The 25361-nt window shown below is 70.3% G+C and carries 21 protein-coding genes and 3 pseudogenes; 12 read left to right on the top strand and 12 right to left on the bottom strand.

Features of this window, described 5'->3' with window-relative positions; genetic code table 11:
- Positions 1-69: 69 nt before the first annotated feature.
- A complete protein-coding gene (locus tag EAO75_RS42965) occupies positions 70-1581 on the bottom strand; it encodes an MFS transporter (protein WP_148000413.1) in 1512 nt (503 codons plus the stop codon).
- A gap of 134 nt (positions 1582-1715) precedes the next feature.
- On the opposite strand from EAO75_RS42965, the gene EAO75_RS42960 reads away from it, so the two are divergent.
- Positions 1716-2462, top strand: a complete 747-nt coding sequence (locus EAO75_RS42960; RefSeq protein ID WP_148000412.1) for a TetR/AcrR family transcriptional regulator C-terminal domain-containing protein — start codon at positions 1716-1718, stop codon at positions 2460-2462.
- Between the two features lie 45 nt (positions 2463-2507).
- Here the strand turns inward: EAO75_RS42960 and EAO75_RS42955 are convergent, their stop codons facing one another.
- A complete protein-coding gene (locus EAO75_RS42955; protein WP_148000411.1) occupies positions 2508-2981 on the bottom strand; it encodes an SseB family protein in 474 nt (157 codons plus the stop codon).
- Between the two features lie 179 nt (positions 2982-3160).
- On the opposite strand from EAO75_RS42955, the gene EAO75_RS42950 reads away from it, so the two are divergent.
- The 4 genes and pseudogenes from EAO75_RS42950 to EAO75_RS42935 all read left to right on the top strand — a co-directional run.
- A complete protein-coding gene (locus EAO75_RS42950) occupies positions 3161-3988 on the top strand; it encodes an intradiol ring-cleavage dioxygenase (protein ID WP_148000410.1) in 828 nt (275 codons plus the stop codon).
- 127 nt (positions 3989-4115) lie between these two features.
- Positions 4116-5942, top strand: coding sequence for an acyl-CoA dehydrogenase (locus EAO75_RS42945; RefSeq protein ID WP_148000409.1), 1827 nt, complete (start codon positions 4116-4118; stop codon positions 5940-5942).
- A gap of 133 nt (positions 5943-6075) precedes the next feature.
- The gene (locus EAO75_RS42940; RefSeq protein WP_148000408.1) at positions 6076-7371 is read left to right on the top strand and encodes a M18 family aminopeptidase; all 1296 of its coding nucleotides are present in this window, start codon (positions 6076-6078) and stop codon (positions 7369-7371) included.
- A 98-nt stretch (positions 7372-7469) separates the two neighbouring features.
- Positions 7470-7712, top strand: a pseudogene (locus tag EAO75_RS42935) (DUF6458 family protein); the annotation flags it as partial.
- Here the strand turns inward: EAO75_RS42935 and EAO75_RS42930 are convergent.
- Positions 7700-9562 carry a thioredoxin-like domain-containing protein gene (locus EAO75_RS42930; RefSeq protein ID WP_148000406.1) on the bottom strand — a complete coding sequence of 621 codons (1863 nt, stop codon included), beginning with the start codon at positions 9560-9562 and terminating at the stop codon, positions 7700-7702. The pseudogene EAO75_RS42935 and the gene EAO75_RS42930 overlap by 13 nt on opposite strands.
- A 29-nt stretch (positions 9563-9591) precedes the next feature.
- Positions 9592-9981, bottom strand: a complete 390-nt coding sequence (locus tag EAO75_RS42925) for a cupin domain-containing protein (RefSeq protein ID WP_148000405.1) — start codon at positions 9979-9981, stop codon at positions 9592-9594.
- A gap of 51 nt (positions 9982-10032) precedes the next feature.
- On the opposite strand from EAO75_RS42925, the gene EAO75_RS42920 reads away from it, so the two are divergent.
- A complete protein-coding gene (locus EAO75_RS42920) occupies positions 10033-11037 on the top strand; it encodes a helix-turn-helix domain-containing protein (protein ID WP_148000404.1) in 1005 nt (334 codons plus the stop codon).
- Positions 11034-11531: an LURP-one-related/scramblase family protein gene (locus EAO75_RS42915; RefSeq protein WP_148000403.1), complete on the top strand. Its 498-nt coding sequence runs from the start codon at positions 11034-11036 to the stop codon at positions 11529-11531. Before EAO75_RS42920 ends, EAO75_RS42915 begins: the two co-directional genes overlap by 4 nt.
- A 26-nt stretch (positions 11532-11557) precedes the next feature.
- Here the strand turns inward: EAO75_RS42915 and EAO75_RS42910 are convergent, their stop codons facing one another.
- Positions 11558-12355, bottom strand: coding sequence for a carbon-nitrogen family hydrolase (locus tag EAO75_RS42910; protein WP_148000402.1), 798 nt, complete (start codon positions 12353-12355; stop codon positions 11558-11560).
- Between the two features lie 226 nt (positions 12356-12581).
- Between EAO75_RS42910 and EAO75_RS42905 the strand changes: the two genes are divergently transcribed.
- Positions 12582-13406, top strand: a complete 825-nt coding sequence (locus EAO75_RS42905; RefSeq protein WP_148000401.1) for a maleylpyruvate isomerase family mycothiol-dependent enzyme — start codon at positions 12582-12584, stop codon at positions 13404-13406.
- Between the two features lie 97 nt (positions 13407-13503).
- Entirely contained in the window at positions 13504-14295 is a 792-nt protein-coding gene (locus EAO75_RS42900; RefSeq protein WP_261989645.1) for an SAM-dependent methyltransferase, read from the top strand.
- 13 nt (positions 14296-14308) lie between these two features.
- Here EAO75_RS42900 and EAO75_RS42895 read toward each other — a convergent pair whose 3' ends face one another.
- Positions 14309-15604 carry an MFS transporter gene (locus EAO75_RS42895; RefSeq protein ID WP_148000400.1) on the bottom strand — a complete coding sequence of 432 codons (1296 nt, stop codon included), beginning with the start codon at positions 15602-15604 and terminating at the stop codon, positions 14309-14311.
- Positions 15601-16263 (bottom strand): GntR family transcriptional regulator, encoded by a 663-nt coding sequence (locus EAO75_RS42890; protein WP_148000399.1) that lies wholly within the window; start codon positions 16261-16263, stop codon positions 15601-15603. The genes EAO75_RS42895 and EAO75_RS42890 overlap by 4 nt, the downstream gene beginning before the upstream one ends.
- A 208-nt stretch (positions 16264-16471) precedes the next feature.
- Between EAO75_RS42890 and EAO75_RS42885 the strand changes: the two genes are divergently transcribed.
- Complete coding sequence (locus EAO75_RS42885) at positions 16472-17371, top strand: D-alanyl-D-alanine carboxypeptidase family protein (protein ID WP_261989644.1); 900 nt, start codon at positions 16472-16474, stop codon at positions 17369-17371.
- A gap of 66 nt (positions 17372-17437) precedes the next feature.
- Here the strand turns inward: EAO75_RS42885 and EAO75_RS42880 are convergent, their stop codons facing one another.
- From EAO75_RS42880 to pdhA, 3 genes are read right to left on the bottom strand one after another with little or no spacing between them, the layout of a single operon-like run.
- Complete coding sequence (locus EAO75_RS42880; protein WP_148000398.1) at positions 17438-18865, bottom strand: dihydrolipoamide acetyltransferase family protein; 1428 nt, start codon at positions 18863-18865, stop codon at positions 17438-17440.
- Positions 18866-18875: 10 nt separating this feature from the next.
- Complete coding sequence (locus EAO75_RS42875; protein WP_148000397.1) at positions 18876-19856, bottom strand: alpha-ketoacid dehydrogenase subunit beta; 981 nt, start codon at positions 19854-19856, stop codon at positions 18876-18878.
- A gap of 2 nt (positions 19857-19858) precedes the next feature.
- Entirely contained in the window at positions 19859-21034 is a 1176-nt protein-coding gene (gene pdhA, locus EAO75_RS42870; RefSeq protein WP_148000396.1) for a pyruvate dehydrogenase (acetyl-transferring) E1 component subunit alpha, read from the bottom strand.
- Between the two features lie 541 nt (positions 21035-21575).
- Between pdhA and EAO75_RS42865 the strand changes: the two genes are divergently transcribed.
- Entirely contained in the window at positions 21576-22571 is a 996-nt protein-coding gene (locus EAO75_RS42865) for a phosphotransferase enzyme family protein (protein WP_148000395.1), read from the top strand.
- A gap of 90 nt (positions 22572-22661) precedes the next feature.
- Here the strand turns inward: EAO75_RS42865 and EAO75_RS42860 are convergent.
- Both EAO75_RS42860 and EAO75_RS42855 read right to left on the bottom strand, forming a co-directional pair.
- Positions 22662-23624, bottom strand: a pseudogene (locus EAO75_RS42860) (protein kinase domain-containing protein); the annotation flags it as partial.
- Positions 23625-23674: 50 nt separating this feature from the next.
- Positions 23675-24493 (bottom strand): annotated as a pseudogene (locus EAO75_RS42855) (protein kinase domain-containing protein); the annotation flags it as partial.
- A 350-nt stretch (positions 24494-24843) separates the two neighbouring features.
- On the opposite strand from EAO75_RS42855, the gene EAO75_RS47975 reads away from it, so the two are divergent.
- Positions 24844-25361 (top strand): protein kinase domain-containing protein (locus tag EAO75_RS47975; protein ID WP_261989643.1); only part of this gene is annotated, 518 nt, incomplete at its 3' end.

Below are 25361 nucleotides of genomic sequence, written 5' to 3'. Positions count from 1 at the left end.
GGCCTTCGTCACGAGGATCCGGTGCTTCGGCGGCGGCTCAGTGTGTCAGGAAGAGCCGCGGCGGTGGGGTCAGACGACCAGTTCCTGCTGCTCGTCGGCGGTACGGGCGGCCTTCTGCGGCTTCTGCCGGTCTTCCCGCATGACCAGGGTCGCCAGCAGCGCCGCCGCCAGGACACCGATCGCGCTGACCGTGAAGGTGGTGGACATCGAGGCGGTGAAGGCCTCGCGGGCCGCGGCGATCAGAGAGGCGTCGCCACCGGCGACCGCACCGGCGATCGAGTGCTTCGCCTCGTCCGGCGTCCCCTCGGGCATCCGGTCCGCGAAGCCGCTCGACAGCAGCGAGCCGAGGATCGCGATGCCCAGCGCGGTGCCGGCCTGCTGGATGGTGTCGTTCAGGGCCGAGCCGACGCCCGCCTTGTCCTCGGGGATCGTGCCCATCAGCGCGCCGACCGCGGCCGGCATCGCAAGGCCCGCGCCGAGACCGAGGAGGCCGAGCGCCACCGCCGGGACCGTGAAGCCGGAGTCCGCCGAGACCGTGGCCATGAGGGCGAAGCAGGCCACCATCACCAGCATCCCCGCGAGGATCACCCACCGGTTGCCGTACTTCGCGGCGAGCTTGACGCCCACGCCGTTGCCGAGCAGGGCCGTGATCGCCAGCGGCAGGAAGGCGAGGCCCGCCTTGATCGGCGAGTAGCCGAGCACGAACTGCAGGTACTGGGTCAGGACCAGCAGCAGACCGCCGTTGCCGATCTGGACCAGCGCCAGGGAGAGCGAACCGCCGCTGAAGTTGCGGTGCTTGAACAGCACCAGCGGGACCATGGGGGACTTGGTGACGTTCTCCCAGATCACGAAGCCGGTGAGGGAGGCGAGCGCCACGACCAGGGTGAGCGTGGAGCGTCCGCCCAGCGCGCCGTGCTGCGGCAGCTCGATGATCCACCAGACCAGGGCCGTCATACCTGTCGCCGACAGCACCGCGCCCAGCGGGTCGGCCTTCTGCCAGGGCGCCTTGGACTCCGGCATCAGCGTCAGACCGGCGACGATCGCGAGCGCCACGATCGGCACGTTGATGAAGAAGATCGACTGCCAGGAGAAGTGCTCGATCAGGACACCGCCCAGCACCGGGCTGCCGACCAGGCCGAGCATCGACACCGAGCTCCAGGCCGCCATCGCCTTGCCGCGCTCGTCCTCGTCGAAGACGGTGATGAGGATGGAGAGGGTGGACGGCATGATCAGCGCCCCGCCGACACCCATCGCGACGCGGACGGCGATCACCTCGCCGGGGTTGGTGCACCAGGTCGCGGCCAGTGAGGCCGCCCCGAAGAGCAGGAGCCCGATCAGCATCACCTTCCGGCGCCCGAACCGGTCGCCCAGGCTGCCGGAGGTGAGCAGCAGACCCGCGAACACCAGGATGTAGGAGTCCAGGATCCACTGGGTCTCCTGGGCGCTCGCCCCGATCTCCCCGGTCATCACCGGCACCGCGACCGTCAGCGCCATGCTGTCGACGACCAGCACCAGCGTGCTCAGGCACAGCACGATCAGGATCCACCAGCGGCGTGGATCACGCGTTCCCTTGACGTCCATGACGTTCCCCTCCTGGTTCGTGAACACCGTTCCTTCGATGCGAACACTGTACGCATGATGGAACAGCGTTCGCAACCCTCGATTCCTGTACGCTCGATGCGAACGATGTACGCCTGGATGTGAAGGAGTTGCCGATGGCCGCCAGGACGACGAAGCAGAGCCCCATCCCCTCCGTCTGGGCCCGTCCCCAGCGCGAGCCCGACCAGCCCACGCTCAGCCGCGCCGCGATCGTGCGCGAGGCGATCGTGATGCTGGACGCCGAGGGCGTCGAGGCGCTGAGCATGCGCAAGCTCGCCACCAGGCTGAACGCCGGCGCGGCCTCCCTGTACCGGCACGTCGCCACCAAGGACGAGCTGATGGAGCTGGCCGTCGACGAGGTCGCCGCCGAGATCCACGTACCGCCGGCGGACAGCCCCGACTGGCGTGCGGCCGTGGCGCAGGCCGCGCACTCCTTCCGTACGACGGCGCTACGGCACCCGTGGCTGTCCTCGGTCCTCGGCCAGGCGGGCCTCGCCTACCTCGGCCCCAACCTCATGTCGTACTCGGAGCGCTTGGCCGCCCTGTTCACGGCCGCCGGGTTCCCGGACCCCAGCGGGGCGATCGACGCCGTCCTGTCGTACGTCATCGGGATGAGCACCACCGAGGGCGCCTGGCTCATCACGGTCGCCCGTTCCGGCGAGACGGAGGCCGAGTTCATCGCGCGTCTGATGCCCGCGGCCCAGCAGGCGGTGGCGGAGCATGAACACCTGGCGAAGGGCTACGCCGAGACGGAGGAGGTCGCCACCACGGACCCGGCGAGCATGCGGGACACCAAGTTCGCGGCGGCCCTGGACATCGTCCTCGACGGCCTGGCGCTGCGCCTCGAAACACCGGGATCCTGAGCGTCCCCTTTAAGAGCGCGAAGCGCCCCCGCACCTCGCGAAGCGCTACCCGTACATCCGGCGCATCGCGAACTCGACCATCTGCTCCACGGCCTTCGCGTCGAAGACCATGCGGTGCTCGCCCTCCATGTCGACGACGAAGCCGTAGCCGGTCGGCAGCAGGTCGATCACCTCGGAGCCGGTGATGACGAAGTACTTGGACTCCTTGCCCGCGTACCTGCGCAGCTCCTTCAGCGAGGTGAACATCGGGATCACCGGCTGCTGGGTGTTGTGCAGGGCTAGGAAGCCCGGGTTGTCGCCGCGCGGGCAGTACACCTTGGACGTCGCGAAGACCTGCTGGAAGTCCTCGGCGGCCATCTGCCCGGTGGTGAAGGCCCGCACCGCGTCCGCGAGGGAGGGCGGGGACGGCTCGGGATAGAGCGGCGGCTGCTGGCCGTACCCGCCGACGCCACCGGCCATGGGCTGCTGCGGCGGGGCGTACTGCTGCTGTGCGCCGACGTTCTGGTCGTAGCCGTACATGGGCGCAAGCGTACCGACAGCGGCGGGCAGAACGGGCGGGTACCGGCGCTCCGGCAAACCGACAGCGACTTGACAGCGACTCGACAGTCACCGCGCTGGTTTCGCACAGCTACCGCTCATAGCGTCGGCCGTATCGCGAGGAGTGCCGCGCAGGGCACCGCACCGGCAAGGGGACAGCCATGCACCGACACCACGACGACGAGGTCCACGAGCACGACCGAGGGCTCTCCCACGACCTTCCCGTCCTCGCCCGCCGCCGCATGATCGGGCTGATGGCGGGGGTGGGCCTGATCCCGCTGGCGGGCTGCACCTCCGAGGACGGCACCTCGGCCGCCGGCTCCTCCAAGGGCTCCGGCACTTCCGCCTCGCCCGCCGAGTGCGCGACCATCCCGGACGAGACCGCCGGCCCCTTCCCGGGCGACGGATCGAACGGCGTGAACGTCCTGAAGGAGAGCGGTGTCGTGCGCAGCGACATCACCAAGAGCTTCGGCGACTCCGCGGGCGGCACCGCCGAGGGCGTGCCCCTGACCGTCACGCTCACGGTCGTGGACGCGGCCTCCGGCTGCGGGACGCCGAAGGAGGGCGCCGCGGTGTACATCTGGCACTGCGACCGGGCGGGCGACTACTCCCTGTACTCCGAGGGCGTCACCGACGAGAACTACCTGCGCGGCGTCCAGGAGACCGACGGCCTCGGCCAGGTCACCTTCACAAGCATCTTCCCCGGCTGTTACGCGGGCCGCTGGCCGCACATCCACTTCGAGGTCTACGGCAGCCTGGCGGACGCCACGGCGGCCACCTCCATCACGAACACCTCGCAGCTCGCCTTCCCGAAGGACGTCTGCGACACGGTGTACGCCACGGACGGCTACGACGAGAGCGTGCGCAACCTCACCAGCCTCTCCCTGGAAACGGACGGCATCTTCAGCGACGGTTACGACCAGCAGCTGGCCGCGATGAAGGGCAGCGTGGCGGACGGTTACACGGCGACACTGACGGTTCCGGTGTGACCTGTCACAGATTGCGGATCGGGGTTGCGTCTTATTACTGACGGGTAGCATCATCGTAGCTACTTGTTGGTACGTGAACTAGCGCGAGGAACCAAGTGCCTCGCCGACCCTCTACGGAGCCGTGACCATGGGGCACTACAAGTCGAACCTCCGCGACATCGAGTTCAACCTCTTCGAGGTACTCGGACGCGACAAGCTGTACGGCACGGGTCCGTTCGAGGAGATGGATGTCGAGACCGCGAAAAGCATCCTGGAGGAGCTGACCCGCCTCTCCGAGAACGAGCTGGCGGAGTCCTTCGCCGACGCCGACCGCAACCCGCCGGTCTTCGACCCCGAGACGAACACCGCGCCGGTCCCGGCGTCCTTCAAGAAGAGCTACAAGGCCTTCATGGACTCCGAGTACTGGCGCCTCGGCCTGCCCGAGGCCATCGGCGGCACGACGGCTCCGCCGTCCCTGATCTGGTCGTACGCCGAGCTGATCCTCGGTTCGAACCCGGCCGTGTGGATGTACTCCTCCGGCCCGGCGTTCGCCGGGATCCTCTATGACGAGGGCAACGACGTCCAGAAGAAGATCGCGCAGATCGCCGTCGAGCGGACCTGGGGCTCCACCATGGTGCTCACCGAGCCGGACGCCGGCTCGGACGTGGGCGCCGGCCGCACCAAGGCGATCCAGCAGGAGGACGGCTCCTGGCACATCGAGGGCGTCAAGCGCTTCATCACCTCCGGTGAGCACGACATGGAGGAGAACATCCTTCACTACGTGCTGGCCCGCCCCGAAGGTGCCGGTCCGGGCACCAAGGGCCTGTCCCTCTTCATGGTCCCGAAGTACCTCTTCGACTTCGAGACCGGCGAGCTGGGCGAGCGCAACGGCGCCTACGCCACGAACGTCGAGCACAAGATGGGCCTGAAGGCCTCCAACACCTGCGAGATGACCTTCGGCGACCAGCACCCCGCCAAGGGCTGGCTGATCGGCGACAAGCACGACGGCATCCGCCAGATGTTCCGGATCATCGAGTTCGCGCGGATGATGGTCGGCACGAAGGCCATCTCGACGCTGTCGACCGGCTACCTCAACGCTCTTGAGTACGCCAAGGAGCGCGTCCAGGGTTCCGACCTCGCGGCCTTCGGCGACAAGACCGCGCCCAAGGTCACCATCACGCACCACCCGGACGTGCGCCGCTCGCTGATGACGCAGAAGGCGTACGCGGAGGGCATGCGCGCGCTGGTGCTGTACACGGCGTCGGTGCAGGACGCGATCGCGGTCAAGGACGCGGCCGGCGAGGACACCAAGACCGAGCACGCCCTCAACGACCTGCTCCTGCCGATCGTCAAGGGCTACGGCTCCGAGAAGGGCTACGAGCAGCTCGCCCAGTCGCTGCAGACCTTCGGCGGCTCCGGCTTCCTGCAGGAGTACCCGATCGAGCAGTACATCCGGGACGCCAAGATCGACACCCTGTACGAGGGCACGACCGCGATCCAGGGCCAGGACTTCTTCTTCCGGAAGATCGTCCGCAACCAGGGCGCGGCCCTCAACTCCCTCGCCGAGGACATCAAGAAGTTCCTGGCGCTCGGTGAGGGCGGCGAGGAGCTCGGCGCGGCCCGCGAGCAGCTCGCCAAGGCCGCCGTGGAGCTGGAGGCGATCGTCGGCCTGATGCTGACCGACCTCGCGGCCACCGAGCAGGACGTCAAGAACATCTACAAGGTGGGCCTGAACACCACCCGCCTGCTGATGGCCTCCGGTGACGTCGTCGTCGGCTACCTGCTCCTCAAGGGCGCGGCCGTCGCCGCCGAGAAGCTGGAGACCGCCTCCGCCAAGGACAAGGCGTTCTACACCGGCAAGATCGCGGCGGCGAAGTTCTTCGCGGCCAACGTCCTGCCGGGCGTCACCGGTGCGCGCAAGCTCGCCGAGGGCGTCGAGCTGGACCTGATGGAGCTGGACGAAGCGGCCTTCTAGCCGACGAGGGGCGCTCCCACCGCCCCTTTCCAGCCAGTCGTTCCAGTCACTCACGGACATTCCACATCGCCCTTACGAGGGCCCGCTCCCCTTCTCCGGGAGCGGGCCCTCGTACGTCGTTAAGGTGAACCCCATGAGCGAACCCCCCCGCTTCGATCGCGGCCACACCGACGACCTCATGTCCTTCCTGGCGGCGAGCCCCACGCCGTACCACGCCGTGGCGAACGCCGCCGAACGGCTGGAGAAGGCCGGATTCAGGCAGGTCTCGGAGACGGACGCCTGGGACGGGACGAGCGGTGGCAAGTACGTGCTGCGCGGTGGCGCGATCGTGGCCTGGTACGTCCCCGAGGGCGCGGCGCCCCACACGCCGTTCCGCATCGTCGGCGCACACACCGACTCCCCCAACCTGCGGGTCAAGCCGCTGCCCGACACCGGGGCGCACGGCTGGCGGCAGGTGGCCGTCGAGATCTACGGCGGACCGCTGCTCAACTCCTGGCTCGACCGCGACCTGGGCCTCGCGGGCCGGCTGACCCTGCGGGACGGCTCGACGCGGCTGGTGAACGTGGACCGTCCGCTGCTGCGCGTCCCCCAGCTCGCCATCCACCTGGACCGCTCGGTCTCGGCGGAGGGGCTCAAGCTCGACAAGCAGCGCCACCTTCAGCCCGTCTGGGGCCTCGGCGACGTCCGCGACGGCGACCTGATCGCCTTCCTGGAGGAGACGGCCGACCTGGCGGCCGGCGAGGTCACGGGCTGGGACCTGATGGTCCACTCGATCGAGGCGCCGGCGTACCTCGGCCGGGACAAGGAGCTGGTCGCCGGTCCCCGCATGGACAACCTGCTGTCGGTGCACGCGGGCACGACGGCGCTGGCCGCGGTGGCCACCTCCGGCGCCGCGCAGCCCTGCATCCCGGTCCTGGCCGCCTTCGACCACGAGGAGAACGGCTCGCAGAGCGACACCGGTGCCGACGGGCCGCTGCTGGGCAGCGTCCTGGAGCGCTCGGTGTTCGCGCGCGGCGGGTCGTACGAGGACCGGTCACGCGCCTTCGCGGGCACCGTCTGTCTCTCCTCCGACACGGGCCACGCCGTCCACCCCAACTACGCCGAGCGGCACGACCCGACGCACCACCCGCGCGTCAACGGCGGGCCGATCCTGAAGGTCAACGTCAACAACCGCTACGCGACCGACGGTTCGGGCCGGGCGCTCTGGGCGGCGGCCTGCGAGAAGGCGGACGTCCCCTTCCAGTCCTTCGTCTCCAACAACTCCATGCCCTGCGGCACCACCATCGGCCCGATCACCGCGGCCCGGCACGGCATCAAGACCGTCGACATCGGTGTGGCGATCCTGTCGATGCACAGCGTGCGGGAGTTGTGCGGCGTGGACGACCCGTGGCTGCTGGCGAACTCGCTGGTGGCGTTCCTGGAGGGGTAGTTCGGGATCTGTGGGGTACCCGCCCCCGACCGGAACAACCGGACAGGGAGGCGACACACATGGGGCGGTGGGGGTCCCCCCATGCCTAAGGCTATGGGGGAGGGTGCATCATCCTCATCGCCGTGGGAGCCATCCTCACGTTCGCGACCGACTGGGAGATGGACGGCGTCAATCTCGACCTGGTCGGGATCATCCTGATGATCGTGGGGCTGATCGGCACCACGACGTTCAGTAGCATCGCGCGGCGCAAGCGGGTGGTGGTGCCGCCGACGACTCCGGTCGTCGAGGACGAGCACCACCACCATCGGCGGGACGGGTACAGCGACGGCTACGGCGTCTGAGCGTCCGCCTCGCCGTCCATCCCGGCGAGCACCAACGGGAGTCGGTCCGCGCCCCCTTGGGCCAGGCGGACCGGCACGCCCCAGTCCTGCTGGTGCACATGGCAGGCCGGGTACGCGTTGGCGCCCGCGGCGGAGCCGCCGTTGGATGCGGTGTCGTCGCAGGACGCCGCCATCGCCGAGACGTGCAGGACGCCCTCGGCCACCTCCGGGTTGAGTTCGAGCGGACGGGACAGGTCCGTGTCCGCGCCCTCGCCGGCCAGCAGCAGCTCGGGTGGCGTCGCGGAGACCAGCAGGCGCGTCGACGGGCCGTACCGCGTGTCCAGCTTCTGGCCCGCCGGGGCCTGGAAGATCACGTCCAACAGGAGCTTGCCCGGGGCGACTTCGGTGGCGGCCCGCTGTGTGCGGTGGGCGACCGCCTCGACGCGGACCGCCTCCTCGGGCAGCCGCAGCCGGGTGAGCCGGTGGCGGGCCGACTCCACGACCACGATGTCGTCCCCGGCCAGCACCGCGTCCGACGGCTCCCGCAGGTCCGTGGCCAGGGTGCTGACCTCGCCGGTCGCCGGGTCGTAGCGACGCAGGGCGTGGTTGTAGGTGTCGCTGATCGCGACCGAGCCGTCGGGGAGCGCCGTGACACCCAACGGGTGCTGCAACAGGGCCTGTTCGGCGGCGCCGTCGCGGTGACCGAAGTCGAAGAGGCCGGTGCCGACGGCGGTGTGGACGGCGCCGTCCCGGTCCACCCAGCGCAGCGCGCTCGTCTCGGAGTCGGCGAGCCAGAGCCGCTCGGGCGTCGCGGCGAGGCCGGACGGCTGAGCGAACCAGGCCTCGGAGGCGGAGCCGTCGACGAGGCCCTCGTTCGAGGTGCCGGCGGTGCGGGAGACGGTGCGGTCGGCCGGGTCGTACGCCCACAGCTGGTGGATGCCGGCCATGGCGATCCAGACCTTGCCGCCCCACCAGGCCACGTCCCACGGTGAGGACAGATTGACCTCGCGGGCCGGGCCCGACGTGGGGTCGCCCTGCATCCACTGGTGGCCCGTGCCCGCCAGGGTGGTGGTGCGGCCGCTCTCCGGGTCGAAGCGGCGCAGGGCGTGGTTCACCGTGTCGGCGACGACGACCGAGCCGTCCGGCAGCAGCGCCAGGCCCTGCGGTTCGTTGAAGGCCGCCGAGTCCGCCGTGCCGTCGGTGAACGCGCGCGTGCCGGAGCCGATCCGCCGTACGACCGTCTCCCCGTCCCCCTCCAGCTCCACCAGCTGATGCCGGGTGGTGTCACTGACCAGGAAGTTCCCGGACGGCAGCGGCAGGGCCTTGCCCGGGAACCGCAACACCGTCGGCTCGGGCTCGGGCGCCACATACGGCCCGTCGCCGCGCCGCAGGGTGCCCTTGGCCTCGTGCTCGGCCTCCAACTCGGTCACCAGGGCCTCGATGGCGTGCACATGGCCCTCACCGGCATGCTGCGCGACGACGTACCCCTCGGGGTCGATCACGACGAGCGTCGGCCAGGCCCGCACCGCGTACTGCTTCCAGGTGGCGAGCTCGGGGTCGTCCAGGACGGGATGCTCCACGCCGTACCGCTCCACGGCGTCCACGACCGCGCCGTGCTCGGCCTCGTGCACGAACTTCGGCGAGTGCACACCGATGACGACGAGGGTGTCCCGGTGCTTGTCCTCCAGCTCCCTGAGCTCGTCCAGGACGTGCAGGCAGTTGATACAGCAGAACGTCCAGAAGTCCAGGATGACGATGCGTCCTCGCAGGTCGGCGAGGCCGTACGGGCGCCCGCCCGTGTTGAGCCAGCCGCCCTTGCCGACCAGCTCGGGGGCGCGGACGCGGACGCGACGCGGGGTGGAGTCGTTCATGCCCCAAGGGTGCCACCCGGCACTGACAGTCAGGTCAGGGCGTGACCTGTCGTGGCGTCCACATGCGCCGGCACTTCGTCGTGGTGGTCGCCGACGGTCAGGGTGCCGGTCGGCTCGAAGACGAGGATGGCGGCGGGGGCCGGGGCGTACGGCTTGTGTTCGATGCCGCGGGGGACCGTGAAGACCGAGCCCTTGGGGAGGACGACCGTGCGTTCGGTGCCCGCCTCCTCCCGCAGGGAGATGTGCAGTTCGCCGTCGAGGACCAGGAAGAACTCGTCGGTGTGGTCGTGGACGTGCCAGACGTGCTCGCCGTCGACCTTGGCCACGCGGACGTCGTAGTCGTTGACGGTGGTCACGATGCGGGGGCTCCACGTTTGCGTGAAGGACGCGAGGGCCGCTTCCAGGGAGATGGGTTCCATGCGGCCAGCTTGCGGGTGGTCCGCGCGGCGTGCGAGTGCTAGGAATCGCATATGGCGCAAGAATCCTCTCAGCCGTCTCCGCCGCACCGGGTGGCCGTGATCGTCGACGAGGGCACCAACCCGTTCGAGGTCGGCGTCGCCACCGAGCTGTTCGGGCTGCCACGGCCCGAGCTGGGTCTCGCCGGGCCGCTCTACGACGTGACGCTGTGCGCGCCCGCGCGCGAGGTGCGGATGAACCACGGCTTCTTCACGCTGACCGGCGTGCCCGGCCTGGACGCGGTCGACACGGCGGACACCCTCGTCGTGCCCGGCCGCCCGGACAACGTCGTACCGCGCGGGCCCGCCGTGCTCGACGCCATCCGGCGCGCGCACGCGCGTGGGGCGCGCGTGATGAGCCTGTGCACCGGAAGCTTCGCGCTCGCCGAGGCCGGGCTGCTCGACGGGCGCCGGGCCACCACCCACTGGCGCTGGGCCGACGCCTTCCGGGAGCTGCATCCGAGGGTGCTGCTGGAACCGGACGTGCTGTTCGTCGACGAGGGCGACATCCTGACCGCCGCCGGCAGCGCCGCCGCGCTCGACCTGTGCCTGCATGTCGTACGGCGCGACCATGGCGCGGAGGTCGCCAACGCGGTCTCGCGGCGGCTGGTGTTCGCCGCGCACCGGGACGGCGGGCAGAAGCAGTTCGTGGAGCGGCCGTTGCCGGACGTGCCGGACGAGTCGCTGGCCCCGCTGCTGGCGTGGGCGCAGGCGCGGCTGGGGGAGCCGCTGACGGTGACGGACCTTGCGGCGCGTGCGGCGGTGTCGCCGGCCACCCTGCACCGGCGTTTCCAGGCGCAGCTCGGGACCACGCCGCTGGCCTGGCTGACGGGGGAGCGGGTGGCGCTGGCCTGCCGGCTGATCGAGCGCGGCGAGGAGCGGCTGGACGTGGTGGCGGCCCGCAGCGGTCTCGGCACGGCGGCGAACCTCCGCGCGCGCGTGCGGCGCGAGACCGGGCTCAGTCCGTCGGCCTACAGACGGCGTTTCGGCCCGGGCGGCGGGGAACCCCTGGTGTCATGAGATTCCTCGTACGCGACCGGCTCCTCGGCTTCGGTGACGACTACTGGATCGAGGACGACCGGGGCAGCAAAGTGTTCCTCGTCGACGGCAAGGCGATGCGGCTGCGGGACACCTTCGAGCTGAAGGACACCCAGGGGCATGTCGTCATCGACATCCACCAGAAGATGTTCGCCCTGCGCGACACGATGGTGATCGAGCGGGGCGGCGAGCCGCTCGCCACGATCCGCCGCAAACGGCTGTCCCTGCTGCGCAACCACTACCGGGTGGCCCTGGCCGACGGCAGCACGGAACTCGACGTCAGCGGCAAGATCCTGGACCGGGAGTTCGCCATCGAATACGACGGCGAGCTGCTGGCCGTCGTCTCCAGGCGCTGGCTGCACGTCCGGGAGACCTACGGCGTGGACGTCGTACGGGACGACGCGGATCCGGCGCTGCTGATCGCGGTGACGGTGTGTGTGATCCACCTGGCGGAGAAGGAGCGGAGGGACGACTGAGGCCGCCCCCGTGACCGGCCCCGTCTTCAGCGGCGCGGCGCCGCCAGCCCCAGCATGCGGTCCTTGAGCGCCGGGAACTGATCCCGTGTCACGGCGACCCTGCCCGGGTCGAACTCCAGGTTGAGGACCTGCTCCCCCGCACCGGCCTGCGCCAGCACCTCGCCCCACGGATCGACCACGATCGAGTGACCGGCCTGCGGAACTCCGGCGTGCGTCCCGGCCGTTCCACAGGCGAGCACGAACGCCTGGTTCTCCACCGCCCGCGCCTGAGCCAGCAGCGTCCAGTGCGCCCGGCGGCGCTCCGGCCAGCCCGCCGGGACGACCAGGGTCTCGGCGCCGGCGTCGACGAGGCCGCGGAAGAGTTCGGGGAATCGGAGGTCGTAGCAGGTGGCCACGCCCAGCGTGGTCTCGGGCAGCCGGACCGTGACGAGCTCCTCGCCCGCGGCCATCATCACCGCCTCGCCCTTGTCGAAGCCGAACCGGTGGATCTTGCGGTACGCGGCCGCCAGATCGCCGGAAGGGGAGAAGACGAGAGAGGTGTTGTAGAGCGGCCCCTCGGGGTCCCGCTCGGGGATCGAGCCCGCGTGCAGCCATACGCCCGCGTCGCTCGCGGCCTTCGCCATCACCTCGTACGTCGGGCCTTCGAGCGGCTCGGCCTCGTCGGCGAACTGCTCGTAGGCGAAGGCTCCGGTCGTCCACAGTTCGGGCAGAACGACGAGGTCGGCCCTCCCGGCCTGCTCACGTACCAGTGAGGCTACGCGCGTACGGCGCGATTCGACCGATTCGCCCTCGTTGACGTCGATCTGGAGCAGAGAGGCGCGCACACTACCACCGTCCTGGCATTCGAGCCGTTCATACGGGCCTACGATCGTCACACGAAAGCACTGCCGGGGTGCCTCACAGCAGCGTAACTTGGGGGTCCTCCCTGTTCGAGCGCAGCCGAGAACTTGGGGGAGTTTCAGACACCCGCCGACAGCCGCCACCTCCCACTGGCACCGACGCCACAACTTGCCCGCGTACCACGTACCAACCGCCGAGGGGTCCCGTTCCGTGAGTCTGCATCCCACCCTCCAGCCCTACGCCGACGCCTGGACCCACTCCATCGAAGCGATATCCGAGCTGGTGACGCCGCTCGTCGAGGGCGAGTGGAACCGGCGAACGCCCTGCCCCGGCTGGTCGGTACGTGATGTGGTCTCGCATGTCATCGGCCTGGACTGCGAGATGCTCGGCGACCCGCGCCCCATCCACACGCTCCCGCGCGACCTCTACCACGTCACCAACGACCACCAGCGGTACATGGAGATGCAGGTCGACGTCCGCCGTCACCACACGGCGCCGGAGATGACCTCGGAGCTCGAGTACACGATCATCCGCCGCAACCGGCAGCTGCGCAACGAGTCCCGTGACCCCGGCACGAAGGTGCGCGGTCCGCTCGGCGCGGAGCTCACCTTCGAGGAGTCGATGCGGGGCCACGCGTTCAACGTGTGGTTGCACGAGCAGGACCTGCGTGCCGCCCTCGGCCGTCCCGGCAACCTCGACTCCCCCGGCGCGCAGGTGGCCCGGGACGTCCTCCTCGACCAGCTGCCCGACATCGTCGCCGTGAAGGCCGACGCCCCCCGCAGCTCGGCGATCGTCTTCGACGTGCACGGCCCGATCGAGTTCCTGCGCACGATCCGCGTCGACATCCAGGGCCGCGGCACGCTCGAAACGGCCCCCGCGCTGGGCCCCGCCGCCACCCTCACCCTCGACTGGGAGACCTACGTCCGTCTGGCCTGCGGCCGTGTGACGGCGGAGTCGGTGGCGGACCGGCTGAAGGCGGAGGGCGACGCGGACCTGACGGCGGCGATCCTGCGGAACTTCACGGTGACGCAGTAGCGACGACGCCCGAGCCGGGCCAGGGCGGGAAGGCGAGCCTGGGCGGGGAGCCGGGACTGGGCGGGGATCCCTGCCCGCCCCCGGTTACGGTCCCGCCGTGACAGACACAGAGATCAACACCGCACCCGAGGCAACCACCAGCCACCCCCCACGCCTCACCCGCCTGACCTTCCACGGCCCYCTGTCCGAGGCACGGGCGCACGCTCTCGTCGAGCGGCTCACCCGGGCGGAGCCCACCACCGTCCTCGACATAGGCTGCGGCTGGGGCGAGTTGATGCTGCGCACCCTGGCTGCCGCCCCCGGGGCGACCGGAGTCGGCGTGGACGTGCGTGCCGAGGACCTGGCCCGGGGTCGCCGTAACGCCGAGGACAGAGGGCTGGCGGGCAGGGTCGAGTTCGTCGAGGAATCCGCGACGGGGACCTCCCGCGGTCCCGCCGACCTGGTCCTGTGCGTAGGTGCGAGCCAGGCCCTGAGCACGGCCCCGGAGCCGGACCACACCGTCGAAGCCCTGCGCGAACTGCGCCGCCTGGTCAGCGACAACGGCCGCGTCCTGCTGGGCGAGGGCTTCTGGCAGCGCACTCCGACCCCCGCCGAGCTCGCGGGCATGTGGCCGGGCGCCCAGGTCTCCGACCACTACGACCTCGCCACTCTCCTCGATCTCGTGGTCGCCGCGGGCTTTCGCCCCGAGTGGACGGAGACGGCGAACCTCGACGAGTGGGAGGAGTTCGAGGCGGCGTATCAGGCGGACGTCGAGGTGTGGCTGGCCCAGCACCCCGGTCACCCCCTGGCGGACGAGACCCGTGAGCGCCTCGACCGTCATCGCGCCCAGTGGATGAGCTACCGCGGGGTGCTGGGACTCGCCTACCTCACACTCGTCCCGGCTCTCTGATCCGCGCACGGGATCACGCGGGAACGTGCACGGTCTCCACCCTGCTGGCGACCAGCCGTTCCCGCTCCCTGCGGGCCGCCCGCTTCCGCAGCCGCAGGATCTGGCTGACGCCCAGCGCCTGGAGGACGAAGACCACCGAGAAGGCGATGGTGTAGTCGTCCCCGGTCGCGTCCAGCAGCACCCCGATCGCGAGCAGCGTCGTCATCGAGGCCACGAAACCGCCCATGTTGGTGATCCCGGACGCCGTGCCCTGACGCTCCGGCGGGTTCGCCGGCCGGGCGAAGTCGAAGCCGAGCATCGAGGCGGGCCCGCAGGCTCCGAGCACCGCGCACAGCACGATCAGCAGCCACATCGGCGCCGTCTCGGTGGGCCACAGAAGCGTCGTCGCCCACAGCGCCGCCGTCGCCGCGACGGTGCCGAGCGCCAGCGGGAGGCGCGCCTCGTGGTGCCGGGCCACGACCTGGCCGTAGACCAGGCCCACCACCATGTTGGACAGCACGACGAGGGTGAGCAGTCCACCGGCCGTGGCCCGGGACAGCCCCTGCGCCTCGACCAGGAACGGCATCCCCCACAGCAGCAGGAACACCATCGCCGGGAACTGCGTGGTGAAGTGCACCCACAGTCCCAGCCGGGTGCCCGGTTCCCGCCAGGACGCGGCGACCTGGCGTCGTACGTACGCCGCGCCCTGGTGCGGCAGTGGCTCCGGCTCGTGTCCCTCGGGGTGGTCCTTCAGGAACAGCAGCGCCAGGACGAGCACCACAACGCCGGCGCCCGCGCTGCCCGCGAACGCCGCCGTCCAGCCGACCCCGTGCAGCAGCCGTGCCAGCACCAGCGTGGAGACGAGGTTGCCGGCCATGCCCACGAGGCCCGCGAGCTGGGCGATCAGCGGACCGCGCCGGGCGGGGAACCAGCGGGTGCCGAGCCGCAGCACGCTGATGAACGTCATCGCGTCGCCGCAGCCCAGCAGGGCGCGCGAGGCGAGGGCCGTGCCGTACGACGGCGAGAAGGCGAAGCCGAGTTGGCCCGCGGTGAACAGCACCGTGCCGATGGCCAGCACCTTCTTGGTGCCGAGCCGGTCGACCAGCAGGCCGACGGGTATCTGCATGCCCGCGTACACGAGCAGTTGGAGGATCGAGAAGGTCGACAGGGCTGAGGCGTTCACGTCGAAGCGGTCCGCGGCATCGAGGCCGGCGACCCCCAGTGACGTACGGAAGATGACGGCGACGAAGTAGACCGAGACGCCTATGCCCCAGACGGCGACGGCGCGGCGGCCGCCCGGAGGGTCGCCGGGCAGTGCGGCGGACCTCATCGCTCCTCACCTCGCGCGAGGTGCGAGAACCAGTCGATGTGCCGGTGGACGAGCCCGACGGCCGCCTCGGTGTCGCCGGAGCGCAGGGCCTGAAGGATCTCCTCGTGCTCGACGAGGGTCTTGGCGATCCGGTCGGGGTGGGAGTACATGATGGCGACGCCCATGCGCAGTTGACGGTCGCGCAGCTGGTCGTAGAGCCGGGACAGGATCTCGTTGCCGCCGCTGCGGACGATCTCCGCGTGGAAGCAGCGGTCGGTGACGGCGGCTGCGGCGAGGTCGCCTGCGGCGGCCTGTGCCTTCTGTCGGTCGAGCAGCTCCTCCAGGCGCTCGATGAGGCCGGGCGGCGCGGGGACGGCCTTGCGCGCCGCGTGCTCCTCGACGAGGATCCGCGTCTCCACGACGTCCTTGATCTCCTGCGCGGAGACCGGCAGGACCAGGGCACCCTTCTTCGGGTAGAGCTTGATCAGCCCCTCGACCTCCAGCCGCAGCAGCGCCTCCCGCACCGGGGTGCGCGAGACGCCGACGGCCTCGGCCAGCTCGCCCTCGGTGAGCAGGGTCCCGCCTTCGTAACGGCGGTCCAGTACGCCCTGTTTGACGTGGGTGTAGACACGGTCGGCGGCGGGTGGCTGCTTGACGGGTGCGGGTGGAGCGGAAGGCATGGCCACAGCATAGATACAACACGTACGCATCGCGGCGTCGGTCCATCATGCGGACCGTGACGAAATCCTTGAGCAAAGAAGCAACATCGGCGCCAGATGCCGCACAACCTTCTGTGCTACTTACATGTCACACACGTGCGGCCCCACTTTCTTCCCCCTTCAACTCGGCCGCATATTCGGGGCATTCGACGCAATCGGGGTATTTCAGTTGATAACTGCCACCAAGGGCCTCCGTATCCGCAGAGCCGCGGCCGTCGCCGTGACGACCGGAGCCGTGCTCGTCACCGGAGCCCTCACCGCGGCTCCCGCGCAGGCCGTGACGACGCCCACCATCACCGCCCCTGGCGGATACCTGATGAACGGCGCGACCGGCGCGACCCTCTTCACCAAGGCCGCGGACACGAAGAGGCTCACCGCCTCCACCACGAAGATCATGACCGCCAAGGTCGTGCTCTCGCAGACGAACCTGAACCTGGACACCAAGGTCACCATCCGCAAGGAGGTCAGCGACTACATCGTCTCCAAGGGCGCCTCGTCGGCCCGGCTGATCGTCGGCGACAAGGTCACCGTGCGTCAGCTCCTCTACGGGATGATGCTGCCGTCCGGCTGTGACGCCGCGATGTCCCTCGCCGACAAGTTCGGCTCCGGCACGACGGTCAAGGCCCGCACGGCCAACTTCATCGGCAAGATGAACACCATGGCCAAGAGCCTGGGCATGACCAACACGCACTTCGACTCGTTCGACGGCATAAGCAATGGTTCGAACTACTCGACGCCGCGCGACCTGACGAAGCTCGCGCGCAGCGCGATGAAGAGCACCACGTTCAAGGCCGTCGTGAAGACGAAGTCCTACACGGCCAAGACGATCACCAGCAGCGGGTCCACCCGGACCATGGCGGCCTGGAACAACACCAACGCCCTGCTCGGCTGGAACGGCACGCTCGGCATCAAGACCGGCTCCGGCACCGAGGCCAGGTACTGCCTGGTCTTCGCCGCCACGCTCAACGGCGAGCAGGTGATGGGCGCCGTGCTGACCGCCTCCTCGGAGGCCAACCGCACGGCCGACGTGAAGAAGCTGATCAGCTACGGCTACGCCCGCATCAGCTGACCCCCGCGTCACACGCAAAGGGGCGGCCACCCGACGGTGGCCGCCCCTTTCGCTGTCGCCCGTGGCTCACGCCCAGGTGATCAACCGCTTCGGCTGCTCCAGGATCGCCGCCACGTCCGCCAGCACCTTGGAGCCCAACTCTCCGTCGACCAGGCGGTGGTCGAAGCTGAGCGCCAGGGTGGTGACCTGGCGGGGCTTGACCTTGCCCTTGTGGACCCACGGCTGGAGCTTGATCGCGCCGATGGCGAGGATCGCGGACTCGCCGGGGTTCAGGATCGGGGTGCCGGTGTCGACGCCGAAGACGCCGACGTTGGTGATCGTGACCGTGCCGCCCTGCATCGCGGCGGGAGTGGTCTTGCCCTCCCGCGCCGTCGCCACCAACTCACCCAGCGCCTGGGCCAGCTGCGGGAGGGTCCTGGCGTGGGCGTCCTTGATGTTCGGGACGATCAGGCCGCGCGGGGTCGCCGCGGCGATGCCCAGGTTCACGTAGTGCTTCTGCACGATCTCCTGGTTCGCCTCGTCCCAGGACGCGTTGACGTCCGGGTTGCGCTTGATCGCGACCAGCAGGGCCTTGGAGATCAGCAGCAGGGGGTTCACGCGCAGGCCCGCGAACTCCTTGTCCTGCTTGAGCTCCTCGACCAGCTTCATCGTGCGCGTCACGTCCACCGTCACGAACTCCGTGACATGCGGCGCCGTGAACGCCGAGCCGACCATCGCCGCGGCCGTCGCCTTGCGGACGCCCTTGACCGGGATACGGGTCTCGCGCGCCGTGTCGTAGGTGACCAGCGGCGCCGGGGCGGGCGCGGCGACCGGCGCGGTCGGGGCGGCCTGGGGCACCGGCTCGGCGGCCGGGGCCGGCGGGGCCACCGCCGCGTGGACGTCCTCGCGGGTGATGATGCCGTCGGGGCCGGTCGGCGTCACCGTGGCCAGGTCGACGCCCAGGTCCTTCGCCAGCTTGCGCACCGGCGGCTTGGCCAGCGGCCGGGGCGGGGCCACCGCCGCGGCGGGACCGTGACCGTGGCCGTTCAGCTCGGCCTGCAGGGCCTGCGCCGCGGGCTCCTGGCGCGGGACGTCGGCCCCCTTGCGGGGGCGGCGCTTCGTCGAGGTCTGGGCCACGCCGTAGCCGACCAGGACCGGCTGGCGGCCCGAGCCCGCCGGCTTGGCCTCCTCCTGCGGCTCCTCCTGCGGAGCCTCCGGCTGCGCGGCGGGTGCGGGCGCGGCAGGCACCGTCCCGCCCGCGACGTCCACGGCGATGATCGCCATGCCGACGTCCACCGTCGTGCCCTCGGGGAAGTGCAGCTCACGGACCACCCCGTCGTACGGGATGGGCAGTTCGACGGCCGCCTTGGCCGTCTCGACCTCGCACACCACCTGGCCGTCGGTGACCGTGTCGCCCGGCTGGACGTACCACTTGAGGATCTCCGCCTCGGTGAGTCCCTCGCCCACGTCGGGCATCTTGAACTCGCGCACGGACGCTTCAGTCATCGTCGTCACGACCCTCTCCTCAGTACGCCAGGGCACGGTCGACGGCGTCGAGCACCCGGTCCAGGCCAGGCAGGTACTCCTCCTCCAGACGCGCCGGCGGATACGGGGCGTGGTAACCGCCCACCCGCAGCACCGGGGCCTCCAGGTGGTAGAAGCAGCGCTCCGTGATCCGGGCGGCGATCTCCGCGCCCGAGCCGAAGAACACCGGGGCCTCGTGGACCACGACCAGACGGCGGGTCTTCTCGACGGACGCCTGGATGGAGTCGAAGTCGAGCGGGGAGACCGAGCGCAGGTCCAGGACCTCCAGGTTGCGGCCCTCCTCGGCGGCCGCGTCGGCGACCTCCTGGCAGAGCTTCACCATCGGGCCGTACGCGGCCAGGGTCACGTCCGTGCCCTCGCGGACGACGCGCGCCTTGTGCAGCGGGCCCGGGATCGCCTCGGTGTTCACCTCGGCCTTGTCCCAGTAGCGCCGCTTGGGCTCGAAGAAGATCACCGGGTCGTCGCTCTGGATGGCCTGCTGCATCATCCAGTACGCGTCCGACGCATTCGAGGGGCTGACGATCTTCAGGCCCGCCACATGCGCGAAGAGGGCCTCGGGGGACTCGCTGTGGTGCTCGACCGCGCCGATGCCGCCGCCGTAGGGGATGCGGACGACGACCGGCAGCTTGACCTTGCCGAGCGAGCGCGCGTGCATCTTCGCGAGCTGCGTGACGATCTGGTCGTACGCCGGGAAGACGAAGCCGTCGAACTGGATCTCCACCACGGGGCGGTAGCCGCGCAGGGCGAGGCCGATCGCCGTGCCGACGATGCCGGACTCGGCCAGCGGGGTGTCGATGACGCGGCTCTCGCCGAAGTCCTTCTGAAGGCCGTCCGTCACGCGGAAGACGCCGCCGAGCTTGCCGACGTCCTCGCCCATGATGAGGACCTTGGGGTCGGAGTCCAGGGCGCGGCGCAGCGACTCGTTGATCGCCTTGGCCAGAGCCATCTTTTCGGCTGCCATGATCAGACCCCCTCTACGTCCGCGAACGACGCCTGGTAGGCGGCGAACTGGGCGCGTTCCTCGTCGACGAGCGCATGCCCGTCCGCGTACACGTTCTCGAAGATGGCGAAGTGGTCCGGGTCCGGCATGGCACGGACCGCCTCGCGCACTCCCTTGCCCAACGCCTCGCTCTCGGTCTCCAGTTCCGCGAAGAATCCCTCGTCCGCGTGGTTTGAGGCCTCGAGGTACCGGCGAACGCGCAGGATCGGGTCCTTGGCCTCCCAGGCCTCGCGCTCCTCGTCAGCCCGGTACTTCGTCGGGTCGTCGGAGGTGGTGTGGGCACCCATGCGGTACGTGTACGCCTCGACGAGCGTCGGTCCCTCGCCGTTGCGGGCGCGCTCCAGCGCCCACTTCGTCACGGCCAGGCAGGCCAGGACGTCGTTGCCGTCGACGCGGACGCCGGGGAAGCCGTAGCCCTGTGCGCGCTGGTAGAGCGGCACCCGGGTCTGCTTCTCGGTCGGTTCGGAGATCGCCCACTGGTTGTTCTGGCAGAAGAACACCACGGGGGCGTTGTAGACCGCGGAGAAGGTGAAGGACTCGGCCACGTCGCCCTGGCTGGAGGCGCCGTCGCCGAAGTAGGCGATGACCGCGCTGTCGGCGCCGTCCTTGGCGATGCCCATCGCGTAGCCGGTGGCGTGCAGCGTCTGGGAGCCGATGACGATCGTGTAGAGCTGGAAGTTGTTGCTGTTCGGGTCCCAGCCGCCGTTGTTCACGCCGCGGAACATGCCGAGCAGGTTGGTCGGGTCGACACCGCGGCACCAGGCGACGCCGTGCTCGCGGTAGGTCGGGAAGACGTAGTCGTCCTCACGGGTGGCCCGGCCGGAGCCGATCTGGGCGGCTTCCTGGCCGAGCAGCGACGCCCACAGGCCCAGCTCACCCTGGCGCTGCAGGGAGGTGGCCTCGGCGTCGAAGCGTCGGGTGAGCACCATGTCGCGGTAGAGGCCGCGGAGCTCTTCGGGAGTGATGCCGGCGACGTACTTGTCGTACTCGGCGTTCTTGACGCGCTTGCCTTCGGGCGTCAGCAACTGCACGAGCTCGGGGTCGGTGCTCGGCGATTTCTTTGCGGTTGTCTTGCCGGCCGTGCTCTTGGTACCGGCGCTGCGTCGCGGCTTGCGCGCGGCAGTGCTCTCCACGGTCACGTGTGCTCCTCCGTCGGTCCGGCCTACCCGGGTTCGCCGGGTGCCAGTGCGGCTCACCTGCAGCCCTACGGACGCACGGGGTGGGGTGCGGCTCGATGGGGACAGGCGTGACAGGTGCCCCGGCGAGCGCCCTGCAAAAAGCACGTTACCCAGTGCTCCACATTTCTGTGAAACCCCTCCTGACCTGCGATTTTGCTTGGATTTCCAAGTAAATCTCGAAAGTCGGGAACAACTCCTGGTCACAGCCTTGCAGGGGGCCGGAACAACGGCACGTTATATCGGTGAGCCAGGCCACGGGAAGAGCAGTCGAGGGGCAGATCACTCAGTCGGTGTGACATCGCCCTCGTGCACGTAGAAGGAAATGTCCGGGTATTCCAGCTCGGCAAAAACGATCAAGAATTGCGAAAGGGTGTGTTGATCGGTTCTGCGACCGGAAGTGACTGACGGCGACCGGCAGCGACTGGCTGTGACAACGCCCAGCTCACGGAGTCCGCCCGTGCCCTAGCATCGGCGCGTGCCGCGCTCCTGTGTACCACCGCTTGTGCCTCACGCGCCCCCTCTGGGCGCCCTTCTCCGCCAGTACGCCGCCGGTTGTGTCCTCGCCTGCGATCCCGTCGACCAGGGCCTGCTGAACCGCGGCTACCGGCTGCGCACGACCCGCGGCCGCTACTTCCTCAAGCACCACCACGACCCCGAGACCGCCGACCCGGCCGCCATCGCCCGCCAGCACCGGGCGACCCAGCGCCTGGCCGACCTCGGCGTCCCGGTGGCCCCACCGCTGGCGGACCGCGCCGGACAGACGGTCGCCCTCGTCGGCGGCCACGCGTACGCCCTGCACCCCTGGATCGACGGACGGCACCGCCACGGCGGTCAGCTCACGCGCGGGCAGTGCGAGCGGCTGGGGGCGTTGTTGGGCGTGGTGCACGCGAGCCTGGAGCGCGTGATGCCGGTGGAGGGGCGGGCGCCGGCCGAGAGCGCCGACCCCGCCGACACCTTCGGCCTCATCGACAACCTGCTCGCCCGGGTCCGCCGCCACCGCCCCGCCGACTGCTTCGACGCACTCGCCCGGCACCGCCTCCTGGAACGCCGTGAGCTCCTGGAGCGGCATGCCGGCCGGCGTCCCCCGCACGGTGCCTCGGTCGGCTGGGTGCACGGCGACTTCCACCCCTACAACCTGCTCTACCGGGGCGACGCCCCGGCCGCGATCGTCGACTGGGACCGGCTCGGCGTGCAGCCGCGCGCGGAGGAGGCCGTCCGCGCCGCAGCGATCTTCTTCGTACGGCCAACCGGCGCGCTCGACCTCCCGAAGGTGCGGGCCTACACGCGCGCGTACCGGCGTACGGCCGGCGCCACCCCTTGCGAGCTCGCGGCGGCCGTGCACCGCGTGTGGTGGGAGCGGCTCAACGACTTCTGGATGCTGCGCTGGCACTACGAGCGCGGCGACACCCGCGCGGACCCGCAGTTCCCGGCCGTCTCGGCGCTCGCGGTGTGGTGGACCCGGGAGTACGACGCGGTCCGCGACGCCTTCACGGACTGACGCCTGCCCCGGGTCCCGGTAAACGGCACGCGCGCGTGGAGCCCGTTCCCGGGCTTCACGCGCGCGTGAAGGACGTTGTCGGCGGAGCGGTCAGCCTGCGGTGCCGTCCGGCGGGGTCGTCGGGAGTGTCGGGTCCACGGTGGGCTCCTCCGTCGGCTCCTCGGTGGGCTCCTCCGTCGGCTCCTCGGTGGGCTCCTCCGTGGTCGGCTCCTCCGTCGGCTCCTGCGTGGGCTCCTCGGTCGGCTCCTCGGTGGGCTCCTGCGTCTGCGTGTAGTCCGGGTCGGCGCCCGTGCCGGTGCCGTCGTCCGTGTAGTCCTCGGTGGGCTCGTCGGTCGGCTCGTCCGTGGGCTCGTCGGTCGCCTTGTTCTCGTCGGTGGTCTGCGACGTGGTCGGCGTCTGCGTGGTGTCCGAGCCGCCGCCGTCGCCGCCGCCCTTGTTCAGCGCCAGCGCCACGCCCGCCGCGATGGCGATCACCGCGAGGACGGCGAGGATCCACAGCTTGCCGCGGCCGCCGCCCCTGTTGCCGTGCCCCTCGAAGCCGCCGTCGTCCCCGCCGCCGTAGCCGGAGGGCAGGATCTGCTGCGGGATCTGCGTCGTGCCGGAGGCCGGGTCGCCCGGGTGCCCCATGACGGTGGTGTTCGCGAAGCCCGCCGCCGGAGTGTGCCGGCCCTCGTGCATGGTCACCGGGCCCGTGTTCCAGGTGCCGGTGTGGCCGCCCTGGTCGTACAGCATCTGAAGGCCGTACTGGACGAGGCCGCGCATCTCCTCGGCCGTCTGGAACCGGTCGTCCGGCTCCTTGGCGAGCGAACGCATGACCAGGCCGTCGAGCTCCGGCGGCGTGGCGTCGGAGACCTCGGACGGCGGGGTCGGGATGTCCTGGACGTGCTGGTAGACCACCGACAGCGGGGTCTCGCCGGTGAACGGCGGGCGCAGCGCGAGCAGTTCGTAGAGGAGGCAGCCCGTCGCGTACAGGTCGGAGCGGTGGTCGACCGCCTTGCCGAGCGCCTGCTCCGGSGAGAGGTACTGCGGGGTGCCCATGACCATGCCGGTCTGYGTCATCGTCGACTGCGCGCCGTGCAGGGCGCGATGACCAGGCCGTCGAGCTCCGGCGGCGTGGCGTCGGAGACCTCGGACGGCGGGGTCGGGATGTCCTGGACGTGCTGGTAGACCACCGACAGCGGGGTCTCGCCGGTGAACGGCGGGCGCAGCGCGAGCAGTTCGTAGAGGAGGCAGCCCGTCGCGTACAGGTCGGAGCGGTGGTCGACCGCCTTGCCGAGCGCCTGYTCCGGSGAGAGGTACTGCGGGGTGCCCATGACCATGCCGGTCTGCGTCATCGTCGACTGCGCGCCGTGCAGGGCGCGGGCGATGCCGAAGTCCATCACCTTCACGGCGCCGTTGTTGGTGATGATGACGTTGGCGGGCTTGATGTCGCGGTGCACGATGCCGTGCTGGTGCGAGTAGGCGAGGGCCTCCAGGACGCCGGAGACGATGATCAGCGCCTGCTCGGGGCCGGGTGCCTCGGCGTTGAGAAGGAGGTCGCGGATCGTGCGGCCCTCGACGATCTCCATCACGATGTACGGCACGCTGTGCGCGCCCACGACGTCCTCACCGGAGTCGTACACGGCGACGATCGCGTGGTGGTTGAGGCCGGCCACCGACTGGGCCTCGCGCGTGAAGCGGGCCTTGGACACCGGGTCCTCGGCGAGGTCGGAACGCAGCAGCTTGACCGCCACGGTGCGCCCGAGGCGCACGTCCTCGGCCGCGAACACCTCGGCCATGCCGCCCCGGCCGAGTCTGTGGGTCAGCCTGTAACGGCCGTCCCCGACAAGTCCGCCATTACCCCACATTTCCGGCGCGTCTGACATACCGCCGCCAGCCGCCTCGGGGTCGGACGGGCCCTGAGCGCGCTGCTGCTGTGCCATCAGTCCTCGCCGTCGTTTCTGCCCGCGGTGCGCGCGGTGTTGTTACGGTCTCCGTCGGCCACGCTACAGCCTCGGCGCAAGCCGTCGGTCCGAGACGGTCGCCCGGGCCGGACGGAGACGGACCGGTCATCAAACCGGTACCCGGTCCGCTCGTGCAAATTCTGTGCGCCGACCGTACGGCCCCTGTAACGCTTCCGCGACGCTCCCTTCTCGTACGGTCACGGAACGGGCACCACGCTTGACCTGTCAGTGCCGTGGGGCAGACTTGGCCGGGAATAGCACATTGGATCACTCGGGATCGCGCGGTCCACAGGGTGGCAGGCGCCCGAGAGGCACGGGGGACGCAGAACATGAGCCAGGACGGCGCACAGGGCGCATCCGCGGGGCGGTCGCTGGCCGGCGGCCGCTATCAGCTGCGTGACCTGCTCGGGCAGGGCGGCATGGCCGCGGTGCACCTCGCCTACGACTCCGTGCTCGACCGACAGGTCGCGATCAAGACCCTGCACACCGAACTCGGCCGCGAGCAGGCCTTCCGCGAGCGCTTCCGCCGCGAGGCCCAGGCCGTGGCCAAGCTCACGCACACCAATATCGTCTCGGTCTTCGACACGGGCGAGGACACCGTCGAGGGCATGACGACGCCGTACATCGTCATGGAGTACATCGAGGGCCGCCCGCTCAGTTCCGTCTTCGACGAGGACGTACGGCAGTTGGGGGCGGTGCCCGCCGACAAGGCGCTGAAGATCACCGCGGACGTCCTCGCCGCCCTGGAGATCAGCCACGAGATGGGGCTGGTCCACCGCGACATCAAGCCGGGCAACGTGATGCTGAACAAGCGTGGCGTGGTCAAGGTGATGGACTTCGGCATCGC

This window comes from Streptomyces sp. UW30 (assembly GCF_008042075.1).
GTDB lineage: Bacteria > Actinomycetota > Actinomycetes > Streptomycetales > Streptomycetaceae > Streptomyces.
Note: the sequence above shows the minus strand (reverse complement) of the source record. Positions and strands in the feature narration are given on the sequence as shown.

Bases quoted from the DNA above. Each gene is read 5' to 3' on its own strand.
- EAO75_RS42965 (WP_148000413.1), bottom strand. From the start codon at position 1,581: ATGGACGTCAAGGGAACGCGTGATCCACGCCGCTGGTGGATCCTGATC.
- EAO75_RS42960 (WP_148000412.1), top strand. From the start codon at position 1,716: ATGGCCGCCAGGACGACGAAGCAGAGCCCCATCCCCTCCGTCTGGGCC.
- EAO75_RS42955 (WP_148000411.1), bottom strand. From the start codon at position 2,981: ATGTACGGCTACGACCAGAACGTCGGCGCACAGCAGCAGTACGCCCCG.
- EAO75_RS42950 (WP_148000410.1), top strand. From the start codon at position 3,161: ATGCACCGACACCACGACGACGAGGTCCACGAGCACGACCGAGGGCTC.
- EAO75_RS42945 (WP_148000409.1), top strand. From the start codon at position 4,116: ATGGGGCACTACAAGTCGAACCTCCGCGACATCGAGTTCAACCTCTTC.
- EAO75_RS42940 (WP_148000408.1), top strand. From the start codon at position 6,076: ATGAGCGAACCCCCCCGCTTCGATCGCGGCCACACCGACGACCTCATG.
- EAO75_RS42930 (WP_148000406.1), bottom strand. From the start codon at position 9,562: ATGAACGACTCCACCCCGCGTCGCGTCCGCGTCCGCGCCCCCGAGCTG.
- EAO75_RS42925 (WP_148000405.1), bottom strand. From the start codon at position 9,981: ATGGAACCCATCTCCCTGGAAGCGGCCCTCGCGTCCTTCACGCAAACG.
- EAO75_RS42920 (WP_148000404.1), top strand. From the start codon at position 10,033: ATGGCGCAAGAATCCTCTCAGCCGTCTCCGCCGCACCGGGTGGCCGTG.
- EAO75_RS42915 (WP_148000403.1), top strand. From the start codon at position 11,034: ATGAGATTCCTCGTACGCGACCGGCTCCTCGGCTTCGGTGACGACTAC.
- EAO75_RS42895 (WP_148000400.1), bottom strand. From the start codon at position 15,604: ATGAGGTCCGCCGCACTGCCCGGCGACCCTCCGGGCGGCCGCCGCGCC.
- EAO75_RS42890 (WP_148000399.1), bottom strand. From the start codon at position 16,263: ATGCCTTCCGCTCCACCCGCACCCGTCAAGCAGCCACCCGCCGCCGAC.
- EAO75_RS42875 (WP_148000397.1), bottom strand. From the start codon at position 19,856: ATGGCAGCCGAAAAGATGGCTCTGGCCAAGGCGATCAACGAGTCGCTG.